We start from the raw sequence: 16,889 nt of genomic DNA, 5'->3' as shown, positions 1-16,889 counted from the left end.
ATGTTTTTATATTTTTACGGCTCTGAAAAAAAACTAATGAAGAAAACTCTGTTGCTATTGACTTTGATGTTCACAGTCATTATTCTGCACGCCCAAAAACTACATATTGACGGAAAAATATCAGATTCTGAAAAGAAAGCGATAGAAAATGCCACCGTCTATCTTTTAAAAGAAAAAGATTCATCCATTATCAATTATACGGCTACCAATAGGGAAGGGAAATTCTCGCTGAAGATTGATGATATGAAAGAACCTTCCATTCTTAAAATTGATGCTGATAAATTATCTTCCTATTCAAAAAAATTTGAGAAAATAGATCAGTCATTATCGCTTGGAGATATTCAGCTTGAGAAACAAGGGATTGTGAATACAATTGATGAAGTAAAAATCACCGTTTCTCCGGTAAAAATCAAAAAAGATACTATTGAATTCAATGCTGCAGCGATCAAAGTACGCCCTGACAGTAAAATTGAGGAACTTCTGAAGCAGATCCCCGGTGTGGAAATCAGCAATGAGGGAAAAATTACCGTGAATGGCAAAGAAGTAGACCAAATTATGATTAATGGAAAACCTTTCTTTGATAAAGATGGGAAAATCGCCCTTCAGAATTTACCGGCAGATATTATTAAGAATATTCAGTTTACCACCACCAAAACAAAAGAGGAAGAACTCAGCGGAAAAGCAGCCAAATCTCAGAATACCACCATCAACTTTAATATTGATGAAAAGAAAAATAAAGGTTTGCTGACCAGACTTACGGTAGGCTATGGATCAGACAAGCGATATGAAGCAAGCGGACTGGCGAGTTATTTTAAAGGGGATACGAAAATAAGTTTATTGGCTTCTTCCAATAACATCAATTCACAGGGATTTTCCAGGGATGAGGTTTTTGACAGTATGGGAAATGGCCGGAATGCCTGGATGATGCAGGGAGGATCTGTCTCAACGGTAGGAAATGTGACTTACTATAGCCAGGGTGGCGGTGCAAAAGGTATTCAAAGGTCTACAACCATTGGATTAAACTATAGTGACAAGCTGGGAAAAGATGCTGACCTGGATTCTTTCAGTCTGATGCATTCCGATTCCAATATGGAAACGAGATCTAAAGTTTCAAGATCTACACTTCTCCCCACTTACACCCTTCAGACCAGTTCTGAAAGCAATGGAGAAAATGAATCCAAACAATACAGTTTTGATACTTCGGTTAAAATAAAGCTGGATTCTATGACTAGCATCTATCTTTCTCCAAGATTTACGAAAAACAGCAGTTTTAATTTTAATAATTCACGTTCATCTACTTTAAATAATGGCAAACTTGTGAATGAAAGTAATGCTTATTCAAGTAATGATTCGGAAAGCAGTTCATTCAATCCATACCTCTACTTTTCAAGAAAGTTTAAGAAAAAAGGCCGTTCCATTTCAGCCAATATGAACAGTTCCATTTCAGAATCCAGAAGGGATAACCTGAACCAGTCCCAAAACACTTTCTATCAACCCAGTGGGACAACGGCAGACAACAGGGATCAGTTAGCCAAAAATAAAAATCAGAACAGCAGTTTCAATTTCAGTGCAGGATATACGGAACCTGTTTCCGATTCTTCCAGTGTAAGTTTTGAAGTAAAATATGAAACCCGATCTTCCAGAGATTTGAGAAATGTAAATGATTTTGATAATACAACCGGAGATTACACTAAATTCAATCAGCTTTTATCCAACAATATGAAGCAAAGAATTAATCAGATATCTCCTGAGTTCACTTATCAAATCAGCAAAAAGAAACTGAATTTCTGGGCTTCCATGAACCTTGATATTTCAGATATGAAAGTAAATTCAATCTATAACGGTCAGCAATATGATCTGCAGAAAAATTTTGTACTACCCCAATATAATGTGAACCTTTACTATCAACTGTCAGAAGGAAAAACTTTAAACTTTTACAACTATTCCAACTTCACCATTCCGACAGCAGAACAACTGACTCCCTATAAAGATGAATCCAATCCTTTAATTAGCTATCAGGGAAATCCGAATTTGAAAAATACCTGGACCAACAATCTTTATCTGTATTTCAATAATTATAATAAAGTAAAAGATCTCAGCTACTATTTCAACGTTGGTTTTACGTACAGAAATAATGACATCATCAATTTTTCTACCTATGATAATGCAGGAAAACAGGTGATCACTTACGACAATGTAAGCGGAAATAAAAGCATCAATGCCGGCGGAGGTTTCAGTAAAGTATTGAAATGGAAGAATAATAAACTTATTATCAATCCAAGATTCACCATGAATTATGCTTACAATAATGGTTTTATAGACGGACAGGCTTTTACCAGCAAAACATATAGTCTTAACCCTGGACTTAATCTTACCTATGAAATTAAAGATAAAATGACGATTAAGCCTTCTTACAGACTTGGATACAATTTTTCAAATTATACCAATTACAATATAACGAATGTAAATACAGCCAATCAATCCTTAAAACTGGAACTGACGAATTATATGCTGCAGGGCAGATTTGTATTTGGAAATGATTTTGAATACAATACCAACTCCAATATTGCTCCGGGCTTCAAAAAGGATTTCTACTTCTGGAATACCAGCCTTGGATATTCATTCTATAAAAAACAGTTTACGGCAAAGGTAAAAATCTACGATGTCTTGAATCAAAATCAAAGCGTGAGAAGAACCATTACCGATTCTTATTTTGAAGACCGTGAAGACCTCATCCTGAAACGATACATCATGTTCTCCATCAGCATGAAACTGAATAAGTTTGCAGGTAAAAAGACGCAGTAAAGCAACACTATACTTTTATATATATTTTTGATAATGGCCGGATCTTTCCGGCTATTTCTATGAATAAACAAAATTGAACCCTGAATACAATCACCACTGAAGATGTAAAATTCCCCTCCTCCGGAGGGGTGGCGAAAATTCAAAGAATTTTTGACGGGGTGGTTTAGCATAAACACATTCCAATAAATACTAATGTCTTTTAGTCAATAACCGTGTTTTTATTTTTAAATTAGCATCAAATTTTTTTTATGAAAATCCATATTTCAGTATTATGTATTCTTTTTTTCATTCTTGGAAAAGCTCAGAAAACGGAACAGAAAGACAATTTCGTTAAAGACAATTTCACCAAGAAAGAATTTTATATTCCAATGCGTGATGGCATGAAACTTTTCACAGCAGTGTATATCCCAAAAGATATATCGAACAAGAACAAATACCCGTTCCTGATGCAGAGAACCTGCTACAGCATTGCCCCTTACGGAGAGAGTGAATATAAAACAAAGGTAGGTCCCAACACTTATCTGATGAAAGACAAGTATATTTTCGTGTATCAGGATGTACGCGGAAGATATATGAGTGAAGGTACTTTTACCAATATGACACCACAGGTGGAGCGTAAAACCAAAAAAGATGTTGATGAAAGTACAGATACGTACGATACCATCGAATGGCTTTTGAAAAATGTGAAAGATAACAATGGTAAAGTAGGCCAGTTTGGAACATCATATCCCGGATTTTATACCGCTGTAGGAACGTTGTCACAGCACCCGGCTTTGGTAGCTTCTTCACCACAGGCACCTATTTCCGATTTCTGGAATGACGATTTCCTTCACAACGGAAGATTTATGCTGGGATACTTCAGAACGTTCCCGGTTTTTGGTGTTCAGAAAACGCAACCGGAAAAACAGGCATGGTATATGGATTCTTTCATTAAGCAGACTTCTGAGGATGGATTAAAATTCTACAGAGATATGGGTACGCTGAAAGACGGATATGAAAAATATTACAAGAATAACTTCTTCATGACAGAAATTATGAATCATACCAACTATGATGAATTCTGGCAGAAAAGAGGTCTCCTTCCTCACCTGAAAAATATCAGCCATGCTGTAATGACTGTCGGCGGATGGTTTGATGCAGAAGATCTTTCAGGACCATTGAATATTTATAAAACTATCGAAAAAACAAGCCCTAAAGCTAAAAACACCATCGTTATGGGACCATTCTCTCATGGCGGCTGGTCTCAGGAGCAGGGAAAACACTTCCACAGTGAAACTTATTTTGGCGACAGCATTGCTACGTACTATCAGAAAAATATTGAAACAAAATTCTTCAATCATTATCTGAAAGGCAATACCAAAGAAGACGCAGGACTTCCTGAAGCATTAATGTATGACACCGGTGCTAAAGCATGGAAGGAATTTGCTTCTTACCCACCGAAAAATGCTCAGAAAGTGAACTTCTATCTGGCTGATAAAACCTTGAAAAAAACATCAGGACAAGGATATTCTGAATATTACAGTGATCCTAACAATCCTGTTTTAAGCTCAGATCATTTAAAAGATTTTAATGGCTTCACTCCAAAAAATTATATGTCGGAAGACCAGAGATTTGCTGTAGGAAGACCAGATGTATTAACGTTTACTACCGATGTACTGACTGATGATATTACATTTGCCGGAGAGATCATGGCTAAACTGAATATTGCATCCACTTCTACAGATGCTGATTTTGCCGTAAAATTAATTGATGTTTATCCTGAAGATTTCAAACCTGCAGAAAAGAAAGATGGAGTGATCTATGGGAACTATCACCAGATGGTAAGAAGTGAGATCATGCCTGCAAGATTCAGAAATACAAAAGAAAAGGGAGAAGCCTTAGTTCCGAACCAGAAAACGGCTGTTAATTTCAGACTTCAGGATGTGGTTCATACGTTCAAAAAAGGACATAAAATCCAGATTCAGATCAGCAGTACTTGGTTTCCGCTTTTCGCAATCAACCCGCAGAAATTTATGGATAATCCGAATTTTGCCAATAAAGAGGATTACACCAAGGCATTTATTAAAGTATATGATGACAGCTCTATTGAAGCTGATGTTTTAAAATAAATTGAAAGAGGCTGTCTCAAAAGTGTCATTCTGAACGAAATGAAATGTAGTGAAGAATCTCATATGTTTGGTTATCAATGAGATTCTTCCTTCGTCAGAATGACAAAAGCCAGATTGTTTGACTTTTGAGACAGCCTCTTTTATTTCTGAGGAGTTGAAGTTTTTGTTTTTAGCTTTTGGCTAAAGCCGGACGAATTTATTCTTTTGTTTAAGTGGGCTAAAGCCCACTTCTATTGATGGAGATGAAAAGCTCAATTCTTTAAAATCTGCGTGAGGTCTGCATCATTAGATCAGCATCATTTGAGACTCTACGGAGTGACAAACGTATGGATAAAATTTTTCCTAAAAATTATTCCTCAATGGTTCTGAAGGTAAGGTTTACTCTGGGAGTTTTCACTTTTGTAGTGGGAGGAAGTCTGTGCAGCCAGTGGTCCTGAGTGGTTCCTTTCATAATTAATAAGCTTCCGTTTTCGAGGAATATTTCTGCCTTTTCTTTGGTTGTTTTATGTTTGAATAAAAACTTTCTTTCCGCTCCAAAGGTCAGAGAGGCAATTGCTCCATGCTTTTTCAGATCTGTTTCACCATCGCTGTGATAAGCCATGCCTTCGCTTCCGTCATGGTATAAATTAAGCAGACAAGAATTGTAAGTTTCTCCTGAAACTTCTTCACATTTTTTCTTCAGTTCCAGTAATTCGGGAGTCCAGAATTGGGCATATTTTGTTCTTTTCGAATAGGTATATTCAAAAGCTTTCTCTCCAAACCAGGCTACTTTCCTTTTGGTTACAATCAATTTTCCAAAGATTAATGCCTCATCGTTTTCCCATGGAATCTGGCTGAGCAGATAATCATAGTAAAAATCTGATTGTTCTTTGGAGAAAACCTTACCGTAATAATGAACAGTTCCATCGTGTGGAAGGATATTTAGGGGATAATCGGATATTTCTTCGAAGAGACTCATCATAACTTTTTAATTAAATGCTTTTATATTTAAACACAAATGGCGCTAATGTCTTTCACAAATAACACGAATTCTTATATCAATAGAAACGGGCCTTATCCATTTTAAAAAAAGACTGTCATTAAACACAAATGGCACCAATGTTTTTCATAAATGACACGAATTTTATATCAATAGAAACGGGCCTTATCCATTTTAAAAAAAGACTGTCATTAAACACAAATGGCACCAATGTTTTTCACAAATGACACGAATTTTATATCAATAGGAATGGGCTTTAGCCCATTTAACAAAAATAATCTAATCCATTGGCTTTAGCCAAAACTTAATAAAAGAAGAATCCTTTTGTATCTTTTGTGGTAAAAATACGTTACGAGTACATTTGTGAACCCTCCCAACCAACAATCAGCTGTTTCCTATCACTTCCCCATCTGTAGCCGCCAAGATGCCCGGTAGACTGAATCACGCGGTGACATGGAATAAGAAATGCAACCGGATTACTTCCAATAGCCGTTCCAACAGCTCTGGAAGCTTTAGGATTTCCAATTTTTTCTGCCAGGCTACCATATGTAGACAATTTTCCCATTGGAATTTTCAGCAGACTTTCCCATACTTTCAGCTGAAAATCGGTTCCTTTTAAATGTAATTTTATGGTGTTGAGTTTTGTCCAGTCTTTATCGAATATGGACAATGCATTCTTTTGAAGAGTATCTAGTTTTTCAATAAAAAAAGCATTGGGGAACTTCTGTTTCAGTTCCCCGAATGCTTTTTCTTTATTATCTTCAAAAGCCATATAGCAGATTCCTTTTTCTGTAGAAGCTACTAAGATATTTCCGAAAGGACTCTCGGAAAAACTGTAATGAATACTAAGACTTTTTCCTCCGTTTTTATATTCTGCCGGAGACATTCCTTCTATTTTCACAAACAGATCATGCAGCCTGCTGGTACTGGAAAGTCCTGTCTCATAAGCGGTATCAAACAAACTTGCCTTTTCTTCCTTCAATAAATTTTTAGCATGTTCAAGACTGATGAACTGTAAAAATTTTTTCGGACTTGTTCCTGCCCAATCTGTAAAGATCTTCTGAAAATGGGCCGGACTCAGGTGAATATTCTCTGCCACTTCCTCCAAACTTGGCTGAAGCCTGAAATTGCTCCGGATATATTCTATCGCCTTGGCAATTCTGTTATAATCTATCTGACTTTGTGTGGACATTGTATTGTTATTTTACCTCACAAATTTCCAAAGAATATACGGCAGAAAAAATCCGATTCTTGCGGAATTAGTTGTTGTTATAAATATCGTAGTAAGCAAGCATTTTGTAATATAACTTCGCAGAAAGGAAAGCCGTTGGCTTAGCCATTGGAGAATCCATTAATTCTACAATATCAAATGCTACTACGTTACATTTTTCAAATACTTTTCTTAATAATTCCAACGTTGGATACCATTGTAATCCACCTGGCTCAGGAGTTCCTGTAGATGGAGCAATTGAAGGATCGAAAGCATCTAAATCAATAGTGATATACACATTTCCTGATACTTTTTCCAATACATCATTGATCCAGTTCTCGTTGTTTGCGATTTCGTGAGCAAAGAATACTCTTCCTTCCGGTAAATATTCAGCTTCCTCAGCATCCATAGAACGGATTCCCACCTGTACTAAGTTATGCTTCTGATTAGCTTCAAACACTGCACAAGCATGGTTGGAAGTAGAACCGTGGAACTCAGGACGTAAATCTGTGTGAGCATCCAACTGAAGAACAGTAAGGTTTTCAAACTTCTCTCCTACCGCACGGATAGAACCGATAGAAACAGAGTGCTCTCCTCCAAAAAGAGTAAATAATTTACCCTCATTGTTCAAAAGTTCTTTTGTTTTCTGATAAACCGCCTCTGTCATTGCTTCAGGAGAAGAATTTTCAGAAACTTCACCAGCTAAGTAAACTCCCTGTAGATAAGGTTCTGTTTGAGTTTCAATATCATAAAGCTCCATGTTTTCAGAAGCGTTTAAAAATAATTCCGGACCTTTATCAGCTCCTTTACCCCATGTTGAAGTTCCATCGTAAGGAACAGTTACCAACATTACTTTCGAATTCTCTAGTGTTGCGTTTTCCTCGGGAATTCCTGCGTATGTTCTCATGCTTTATTTAAAAATTTTAATGTTTTAAAATTGAAATATTGACCACAAAGATACGAAGATTTATGAGTTGAAGAGTAAGAGCGTCGGAGAGTTTGTAAATGATAATTATCCTTGAATATTTGCCAGGAAGCCGGAGGCTAGAAGAAGGAAGTAATGAATGTTTAAAGAATCATTTTGAGTTCAATTTAACAAATACCTTCAATCTATTTATTATCGATATATTGAAATTTTTCATAGAATAACTTCCTGCTTCCCTCTTCAGACTTCCTGCCTTATTGAGTTTTCCCTTTTCAACTCAATTTCCTATTTTTGTACAAAACTCATAATATGCCTTTAAAAGCTGTTCTTTTCGATATGGATGGTGTGATTGTAGATACAGAACCATTACATAGAAAAGCTTATTTCAAAACGTTTGATGAACTGGAAATTGCTGTTTCTGAAGAGCTTTACACCTCTTTTACCGGAGCATCTACTAAAAGAGTTTCTGAAACTCTGATTAAGGAATTTAATCTAAATCAGACTTACGAATCCATTGCAGGAATCAAAAGGTCTCATTTCAAAGATTATTTTTATAATGATGACGAATTTGATTTAATTCCGGGAGTAAGAAAACTGATCGAGCATTATCACGAAAATGGACTCAAGCTGATTCTGGCTTCTTCTGCAACAATGGTAACCATCAATATGGTTTTTGAAAAATTTGGACTGGAACAATATTTCAGTGGAAAGATCAGCGGGGCGGATTTAAAGGAATCAAAACCTCATCCTGAAGTTTTTTTACTGGCGGCAGAAATGGCGGATGAACCTGTTGAAAACTGTATGGTGATTGAGGATTCTACCAACGGAATTCTTGCTGCACACCGCGCTAAAATTTTCTGCGCTGCATACAGAAGTCCACATTCTAAAAATCAGGATTATACATTGGCTGATACGGTAGTTTCAGATTATGAAGATCTGGAACTGGATAAAATTTCAAAATATTTTTAAACAAAAAAGAGGCTGTCTTAAAAGTCAAACAATCTGGCTTTTGTCATTCTAACGAAGGAAGAATCTCATTGATAACCAAACACATGAGATTCTTCACTACATTTCATTTCGTTCAGAATGACACTTTTGAGACAGCCTCTTTTGTTTTCTATAAGTTTTGGCTAAAGCCCATTGACTTTTCTATTGATTGTAAATGGGCTAAAGCCCATTTCTACTGATCATAAAATTATTAATAACCAAGAAGTTTCAATACATCTTCCGGTTCCTGCTTTTCACGGAAAATCTCATATTTCAGTTCACCGTTTTCATCTTTCTGAATCAGGACATGTCTCGGCTGAGGCATCAGACAGTGGTGTACTCCACCATATCCTCCGATGGTTTCCTGATAAGCCCCGGTGTGGAAAAATCCGATATACAAAGGTTTTGTATCACTGAAAACAGGCAAATAAATTGCGTTGGTATGTTGTTCCGAGTTATAATAATCATCTGAATCGCAAGTTAATCCTCCAAGGAAAACTCTTTCATAAGTATCTTCCCAACGGTTAAGCGGAAGCATGATAAAGTGTCTTGAAATAGCCCACGTATCAGGAAGAGTGGTCATGAAAGAAGAATCAATCATATTCCATTTTTCTCTGTCGTTCTGACGTTTCTGAGAAATGATTTTATAAAGATTCGCTCCACTTTCTCCTACGGTAAAGCTTCCGAACTCAGTGTAAATATTAGGTTCTTCTACTCCTTCCTCTTCACAGAATTTCTTGATCTGAGAAACGATTTCTTCCACCATATACTGATAGTCATAATCAAAGTTCAGAGAAGTTTTGATTGGGAAACCACCACCGATGTTCAGTGAATCCACTTCAGGAGCGATTTTCTTCAAACGTGCATATACACGCAGACATTTATACAATTCGTTCCAGTAATATGAAGTATCCTTAATCCCTGTATTGATGAAGAAGTGAAGCATTTTCAATCTTGCATTCGGGTGTTCTGCGATTTTCTGACTGTAATAAGGGATAATATCTTTATACCCGATCCCTAATCTTGAGGTATAGAATTCAAACTTCGGCTCTTCCTCTGATGCGATTCTGATTCCGATATTAAAGGTAGAATCGATGCTTTCTGTAAGTTTATCCAATTCTCTGTAATTATCAAGAATCGGAGTAATATTTTCAAAACCGCTGTTGATCATATCTGAGATCTTTGCCAGATAATCATCAGTTTTGAAACCATTACAGATGACTTCAATATTTTTATCTACTTTCTCTTTTTCATAAAGAGACTTTACAATATCCATATCATAAGCAGAAGAAGTTTCTATTGAAATGTCATTTTTCAATGCTTCTTCCAATACAAAATTAAAATGACTGGATTTTGTGCAGTAGCAGTAGGTATAATTCTTTCTATATTCGGTTTTTTCAAAAGCTTCTTTAAACCAGCTTTTCGCTTTCTGAATATTTTGAGAAATTCTCGGCAGATAGCTAATCTTTAGCGGAGTGCCAAATTGTTCAACTACGTCCATCAGTGGAACGTCGTGAAACAACAAATTGTTCTCAGATACATTAAATTCCTCTGTAGGGAAGTACAATGTCTGATCAATAAGTTCCGAGTACTTTATTTTCATTTCTAAACAAGTGAATTAAGAAATGCAAAATTGCTAAAAAACTTTCATTTTTAGGTGTTAAAATTGTTATAATTTTAATTTAGGACTCAATATTAAATCTTACAAAAATTTATCTCTGATAATCAATAGGTAAACTTTTGAATATACCCGCTTCTTTTGGCATCTGAAATCCCTAATACCTCATTAATATAAGCATCTGTGGAGCCATATTTTTTGTTGATCTCTTCAAATGCAGCATCAAGGTATCTTTTTTCTACCCAGCTCAGTTTTTCCAGCACCTTCAGATCCATCTTTGGATAAAGGAAATGAAGGTTATTGGCCAGACGAAGTCTCTTCAGGATAAGATCTTTCCTGTAGTTATTAGATAAAAGATATTCGTTGTAAATAGTTTCTTTATCAAACTTCAGAATCGTAAGAATTAATGCTGTCGTAATTCCTGTTCTGTCTTTCCCTGCTGTGCAGTGGTAAAGGATAGGATCTTCAGATTCCAGAATCTCCGTAATAATCCTTTTAATCGTTTCCGGATTTTCAGTAACGTACTCACGGTAGAAATCAATCATTCTTTTGTCTGCATCAGATGCATTCACTTTGCCTTTAAGGACCAGTTTTTTGGCCTGAGCCAGCTGATCTCCTTCATCTTCAAATGCCGAGAAATTTCTGTAAACACTTTCTGACGGCAGCTGATCCGGCTTCTGAGCAATTTCCCTGGAATTTCTAAGATCAATAATTTCTTTGATTCCCAGCTTTTCAAAAGCGTCAAAAGATTTCTTTTTAAGTTTATTTAGATGAGCACTCCGGTACAGTTTTCCTTCCTTCAATGTCCTGCCGTCTATATTTTTGATGTTTCCTACCGTCCGGAAATTGGCAACTTTCTTGACATGAATTACTTTTTGAGTTTCATTTTTTCCATATTCGGGTGTTTCAAAATGCTGTGTTTTGCATGAGAAAATACAGCACAATGAAATGATGAAAACTGATATTTTGATTAGTTTATTCAATGGTTTTTGATAGGTTTTGGCTAAAGCCAATGGATGTATTTATTTTTATTAAACGGGCTGAAGCCCGTTTCTATTGATGTATAAATTCGTTCCATTTGTGAAAAACATTGGTGTAATTTGTGTTTAATGACAGTCTTTTTTTTAAATGGGTAAAACCCGTTTTTATTGATATAAAATTAGTACCATTTGTGAAAAATATTAGTGTAATTTGTGTTTAATGACAGTCTTTTTTTTAAATGGGTAAAACCCGTTTTTATTGATATAAAATTAGTGCCATTTGTGAAAAACATTGGTGCCATTTGTGTTTAATCACAGTCTTTTTTTTAAATGGTAAGGTTCGTTTCTATTGATAATAATCACCTTAATAGATTGCCGGATATTCTATCTCCTTCATTCCTACAAAAAACAAAACATCTCCTGATTCATATTCCACGGAAACTTCATCTTCAACGGCAAAATTTCGGGTTCCTATTCTTGAAGTGATGCTTAGACTTTCATTGGTCAGCGGCCAATTGAGACCTTTTGTTGTTATATTATTCACTGATGGAAACGGATAAATAGAAATCATTCTATTTTTCACTCCTTTCAGTGTAAAATGATTGGGAATAAAATAATATTCTGAAAACCCGTCATAAAACTTTATTTTCAGCTGGTCTTTGAATGTATATGCAACAGTAAGATTTCCCAGAAAATGATCCTGTTCACCTCCACTTCCTCCAAAAACATCAACCTCTGAAAAGCCTTTTCCCAGAATGATTTCCAACGCTTTATGAAAATCTGTTTTTTCCTGATCCAGTGTAAGGATAAATTTCCCTTCATATATATCTTCATCTGATCCGGAATGCGAATCAAAATCACCCGATATAAAATCCAGCTTATCCAAAGGAAATCCCATTCTTTTCAAATAATGGAAAGCACCGTCTGTACAGGCAGTTAAACCATAATTTTCCGGATCGGGTAATAATTTTGGAGCATCTCCGTTGATGAAAAGTAATGCTTTATCTTTCATTCGGATTCCAGTATTCTTCTGGTTCGCTGTTCAGTTTTGAAATATATCTGGCCAACACAAAAAGATAATCTGAAAGCCTGTTTAAATATTTAATCAGTTCGGGACGTACTTCCTCTGATTCATTCAGAAAAACCAATGAACGTTCTGCTCTTCTGCAGATGGTTCTTGCTGCATGTAGAAAAGTTGCAGATTTTCCACCACCCGGCAGGATAAAATACTGAAGCGGTTCCAGTTTTTCGTCAAAAGCATCCATCCACTGTTCCAGCTCTTCAATTTCTGTTTCTGAAATAATGATCGGAAGACGGGATTTCCCATTGGCAAGCATCAGCTTATCCACAGGTGTTGCTGCCTCTGAACCTACAGTGAACAGATCGAACTGTATTTTCTTCAGCTGTCTCAGCACTTCTTCATCTTCAATATGGCTTTTTGCAATCCCGATAAATGAATTCAGCTCATCTATATTTCCATAACTGTCTACTCTGGCACTGGCTTTGGAAACTCTTGTCCCACCGTATAACGCCGTCTGACCTTTATCTCCTGTCTTTGTATAAATTTTCATAGGACTAAAATACTTTTTTTTATACAATGTAAAAAGTAAAATGTAGTAATAGCTTCCTATTCGATCTGAAAAAATAAAACTGACACTAGAAATTAATGTCAGTTAATATCTGCCCAGATGGGTTTTTATATTTTTGGAATAGCTGCTCTTTAGTAAGCATCACGAAGCAATACTCATTTCTTTATTTTAAGATTAAAAAGTATAATTAACATTGAACTGAAAAGTTGTTCCGTTAAATCCAAACTGGTTTACTTCCCATGGATATCTGAACCTTCCTCCTAGATCTGTTACCACATCTCCTTTGCTGTCTATTACATCCGGATAAATATTAAATAAATTATTTACCACTCCGGAAACTTTAAGATCATTCGTTATTTTATAGGTTAAAACGATGTCTGTAACTACCTTACCGGAAAACGTCTGATCTTTGGCAGGATCAGTGGCGTGCTGCCAGGTAACAGAACCAAAATACGTATTATTTAAGTTAAAATTAAACTTTGTAATATCATAAGAAAGGCTCAGAATCGTTTTTGTTTTTGGTCTTGCAGAGATAATTCTGGATTGTTCTTTTCTATCAAAAAAGTTTTCTGAATAATCATTTTGAGCTAAAATAGGCGGAACGGCAATATTATCTACTATTTTAGTTTCGTTATAATTAAAAGCAGCAATAACGCCCAATCTTCCTTTCCCAATAGCAGAAGTATAATAATTAGCAACGAAATCCACTCCCTGAGTAACTGTATTGACAGCATTGGTGAAAAACTTCAGGGATGTTATTTTGTTATTGTTTAATATGACTTCCACAGGGTTTGTCAGATCCGGACTTCCCGGAGCACCCGTTTTATACCCAATATCTCCTGAGAAAAGCACCCTGTCTTTGATTTTTATTCTATAATAATCCGCTGTAATAGTAAGGTTTTTAAAAGGTTTTACGGCCAATCCCCCGGTAATGTTAAAGGCTTTTTCAGCATTTAATTTAGGCACCCCAAGATCAGATCTTACAATTTGAGAGTCATTATTAAATGTCCCCTGATTAGCTACTGTATTTCCTGTAATTTTGGTCTGAACATTGGAATAGTAAATCTGGTGTAATGAAGGTGCGCGGAATCCTGTAGAAACAGATCCACGGAAAACTAATTTATCATCCAGCAGCTTATACCTTGCATTTCCTTTCCAGGAAACATTATTTCCAAAATCACTGAAGTTTTCATATCTCACAGTTCCTCCAAGCAGAAGGTCTTTCGTAACATCCCATTCAGTATTTATATAAGCTCCCATATTCTGACGGTTTTTATTGACTTCATTTTGAGGCTGCAGTCCGGGAAATGATTCTGCACCACTTCCTATATAAGATGATTCTTCCCCTGCTTTTGCCTGATAATTTTCATTGCGCACTTCAGCTCCGGCACCTAAAACAATTGCACCAAAATCCCGGCTGATATCTATATTTCCTATAATATTACTGAACTGATGGCCACCTGCCTTAAAACGGGTTGGTGAATTTGCACCCAAAGACGTATTAATAGTATTTCCTACCATATAATCTACTGCATTAGAGCCAAAGGTGGCACTCCCGTCAAAATTCCATTTACCAAACATACCTTTCCATCCGGAAGTTAAATTATAATCATAAACATCTGTTTTAAATTCCGGCTGAAATCCGTTGTAAGGCTGTCCTTTTGGGGTTAATAAACCAAAATCTGAAGCTACCCAGTAGGGTGTTCTATACAAAGCAAAACTAGTCCCGTTTCTGTAAGTGGTCCCCCCAAAAGCATAAAATTTACCTGTTTCACCTGTTGGCAATTCAAAATTGACAAACATATTGGCCACTTTTGTTTCCGGTTGCCCTATAATCATTCCTAAACCAGGATTAGCCTGAGTCCAGGCATTATCCACCCCAAAAAGTTCATCTTTTGTAACAGAACCTGCACGGTTCGTTTTATTTTGAGAGGAAAATCCGAATGTAAGATTCAGACTTCCGGTTTTTGCTACTTTGATTCCTGTATTAAAATCTGCTCCGATATTAAAACCATCTCCTTTTGAAGTAATACCTGAAAAAAGATTGACTGTACTTTTTCCAACACTGTTCTTAAGAATAATATTAATAACTCCCGCAATAGCATCAGAGCCGTACTGTGCAGATGCTCCATCCCTCAATACCTCTACGTTTTGTAAGGCTGCTGAAGGAATACTTTTCAGATCTGTACCCACTTCACCTTTTCCGGGGGTATCATTTACATAAATTAAAGCACTTTGATTTTTTCTTTTACCATTCACCAAAACTAATGTTCTGGAAGGCCCTAATCCTCTTAAATCTGCAGGATCAAAATGAGCCGTTGCATCAGAAACAGTTTGTTGTGATGAATTGAAAGAGGGAACGGCATAGGTTAAAGCTTTATCAAAAGTTGCCTGCCCAGTGGATTTTAATTGTACGGCAGAAATATTGTCAATAGGAATTGCTGAGGTAATGATGGTTCTTGGCTTGGTTCTACCCGTGGTAACCACAACCTCATCTATTTTATTTTGTTTTATGCTGTCCTGAGCATATCCCATTGCACCAGCTCCGCTTAATACTAATGCATAGATTTTTCCATTAAATAAATTATTTTTCATGTCAATTGCTAATTATTCAATAAATCTAATGAAAAAATCAATATTAAATACAAAAATTGAAAATATAATAAAAATACAATTTCATATTTGCGAAAATTATACCATTTCGTAAAAACAATAATTAATCTACAAAACATAAAGTTATTTATTAATATCATGAAAAAAAATAAATCAATAACGCCGTATTTGTATAAAAAAAAATTAATTAGTTATCATCAGAAATAAACATGATTTCATTCTTACTGGCAAGTAGTTTTCAGTAAATTGAGATTGCTTCGTTTATGGCTCGCAGTGAATGGCCACAAAAAATGGCCGGAAGAAACCGGCCATATCCAAATTATTTATTTACCTCTACGTATTGTATGATGGTCTGATTTTTTGGGTTGTAGATAATGGTACTACTGTTAGGAAATCTTTTCAGTTTATAATACTGAATATTTTTGTCGGATTTAAGCTCCTCGAGAACCTTAGTATCAAAAGTATTGTCAGGAAGAAATTTTGATATAAAGCTTAATTTATCAATTATATTCTGGCCATCAATCTTTCTGGCAGTTTTATCAGATTTATTTTCATCCGATGTTGGCTGACCTTCCAAAAATGGCAGTAATACTGCAATATCAGCTTTATATTTAAAAATATATCCTTGAGGTCTTCCGGGAATTCTAATTTTCTTCCCTTTTTCCTCCGAAACAATGGAAGTTCCAGTATCAGGGAAAACGGTATTGAACTTAACATCTTCGGAATTGGTTATAGAATTAATAGATTCATTTACCGTTTTTTTTACTGTTTCCTCAACAACCTGTTGTGTTTTTTGCTGTACAGTTTCGGTTGTTTTCTGAACAGTCTGGTCAATTTTTTCCTCTATTTTATTGCATGATACTAATAAAAAACTGGCAATAACAGGCAAAATATACTTCTTCATAATTCTAATAATAGCGATTTTTTTATTAATATCCTCTTTTCTAACGTAAAAATAGGTCAGGATATTTTAACAAAGAAAAAAATATTTTTTAAATATGAAAAATACTGCTGACAAACTGTTGTCATTCTCCTCTCTTACCTTTGTATCAACAACAAACAAAACAAATACATT

The 16,889-nt window shown here is 35.6% G+C and carries 12 protein-coding genes; 3 read left to right on the top strand and 9 right to left on the bottom strand.

Features of this window, described 5'->3' with window-relative positions:
- The first annotated feature begins 36 nt into the window (after positions 1–36).
- Both C8D70_RS09705 and C8D70_RS09700 read left to right on the top strand, forming a co-directional pair.
- The gene (locus tag C8D70_RS09705) at positions 37–2,805 is read left to right on the top strand and encodes a TonB-dependent receptor (protein ID WP_110367185.1); all 2,769 of its coding nucleotides are present in this window, start codon (positions 37–39) and stop codon (positions 2,803–2,805) included.
- 248 nt (positions 2,806–3,053) lie between these two features.
- Positions 3,054–4,913, top strand: a complete 1,860-nt coding sequence (locus C8D70_RS09700) for a CocE/NonD family hydrolase (protein WP_110367163.1) — start codon at positions 3,054–3,056, stop codon at positions 4,911–4,913.
- Positions 4,914–5,262: 349 nt separating this feature from the next.
- On the opposite strand, the gene C8D70_RS09695 is transcribed toward C8D70_RS09700, so the two are convergent.
- The 3 genes from C8D70_RS09695 to speB all read right to left on the bottom strand — a co-directional run bounded on the left by C8D70_RS09695 (position 5,263) and on the right by speB (position 8,009).
- Positions 5,263–5,871, bottom strand: a complete 609-nt coding sequence (locus C8D70_RS09695) for an alpha-ketoglutarate-dependent dioxygenase AlkB family protein (protein ID WP_076596616.1) — start codon at positions 5,869–5,871, stop codon at positions 5,263–5,265.
- 370 nt (positions 5,872–6,241) lie between these two features.
- Positions 6,242–7,084, bottom strand: coding sequence for a bifunctional helix-turn-helix domain-containing protein/methylated-DNA--[protein]-cysteine S-methyltransferase (locus tag C8D70_RS09690; RefSeq protein ID WP_076596555.1), 843 nt, complete (start codon positions 7,082–7,084; stop codon positions 6,242–6,244).
- A gap of 67 nt (positions 7,085–7,151) precedes the next feature.
- Complete coding sequence (gene speB, locus C8D70_RS09685; protein ID WP_076596556.1) at positions 7,152–8,009, bottom strand: agmatinase; 858 nt, start codon at positions 8,007–8,009, stop codon at positions 7,152–7,154.
- A gap of 327 nt (positions 8,010–8,336) precedes the next feature.
- Here speB and C8D70_RS09680 point away from each other — a divergent pair, with 327 nt between their 5' ends.
- Positions 8,337–8,996, top strand: coding sequence for an HAD family hydrolase (locus C8D70_RS09680; protein WP_076596557.1), 660 nt, complete (start codon positions 8,337–8,339; stop codon positions 8,994–8,996).
- A 229-nt stretch (positions 8,997–9,225) separates the two neighbouring features.
- On the opposite strand, the gene C8D70_RS09675 is transcribed toward C8D70_RS09680, so the two are convergent.
- The 6 genes from C8D70_RS09675 to C8D70_RS09650 form a co-directional block, all read right to left on the bottom strand.
- On the bottom strand, positions 9,226–10,617 hold the full coding sequence (locus C8D70_RS09675) for an arginine decarboxylase (RefSeq protein ID WP_076596558.1): 1,392 nt from the start codon (positions 10,615–10,617) through the stop codon (positions 9,226–9,228).
- Positions 10,618–10,739: 122 nt separating this feature from the next.
- Positions 10,740–11,615: a tyrosine-protein phosphatase gene (locus C8D70_RS09670; protein WP_110367184.1), complete on the bottom strand. Its 876-nt coding sequence runs from the start codon at positions 11,613–11,615 to the stop codon at positions 10,740–10,742.
- A gap of 361 nt (positions 11,616–11,976) precedes the next feature.
- Positions 11,977–12,624, bottom strand: a complete 648-nt coding sequence (locus tag C8D70_RS09665; protein ID WP_110367162.1) for a thiamine diphosphokinase — start codon at positions 12,622–12,624, stop codon at positions 11,977–11,979.
- Positions 12,614–13,183 carry a cob(I)yrinic acid a,c-diamide adenosyltransferase gene (locus C8D70_RS09660; protein WP_076596560.1) on the bottom strand — a complete coding sequence of 190 codons (570 nt, stop codon included), beginning with the start codon at positions 13,181–13,183 and terminating at the stop codon, positions 12,614–12,616. The genes C8D70_RS09665 and C8D70_RS09660 overlap by 11 nt, the downstream gene beginning before the upstream one ends.
- A 192-nt stretch (positions 13,184–13,375) precedes the next feature.
- Complete coding sequence (locus C8D70_RS09655) at positions 13,376–15,796, bottom strand: TonB-dependent receptor plug domain-containing protein (protein WP_110367161.1); 2,421 nt, start codon at positions 15,794–15,796, stop codon at positions 13,376–13,378.
- A gap of 337 nt (positions 15,797–16,133) precedes the next feature.
- A complete protein-coding gene (locus C8D70_RS09650) occupies positions 16,134–16,718 on the bottom strand; it encodes a hypothetical protein (protein ID WP_110367160.1) in 585 nt (194 codons plus the stop codon).
- Positions 16,719–16,889 lie beyond the last annotated feature (171 nt).

It is taken from the genome of Chryseobacterium sp. CBTAP 102 (assembly GCF_003201365.1).
GTDB classification, from domain to species: domain Bacteria; phylum Bacteroidota; class Bacteroidia; order Flavobacteriales; family Weeksellaceae; genus Chryseobacterium; species Chryseobacterium candidae.
The sequence above is the reverse complement of the archived record's forward strand: the minus strand, read 5'-3'. Positions and strand labels throughout refer to the sequence as shown.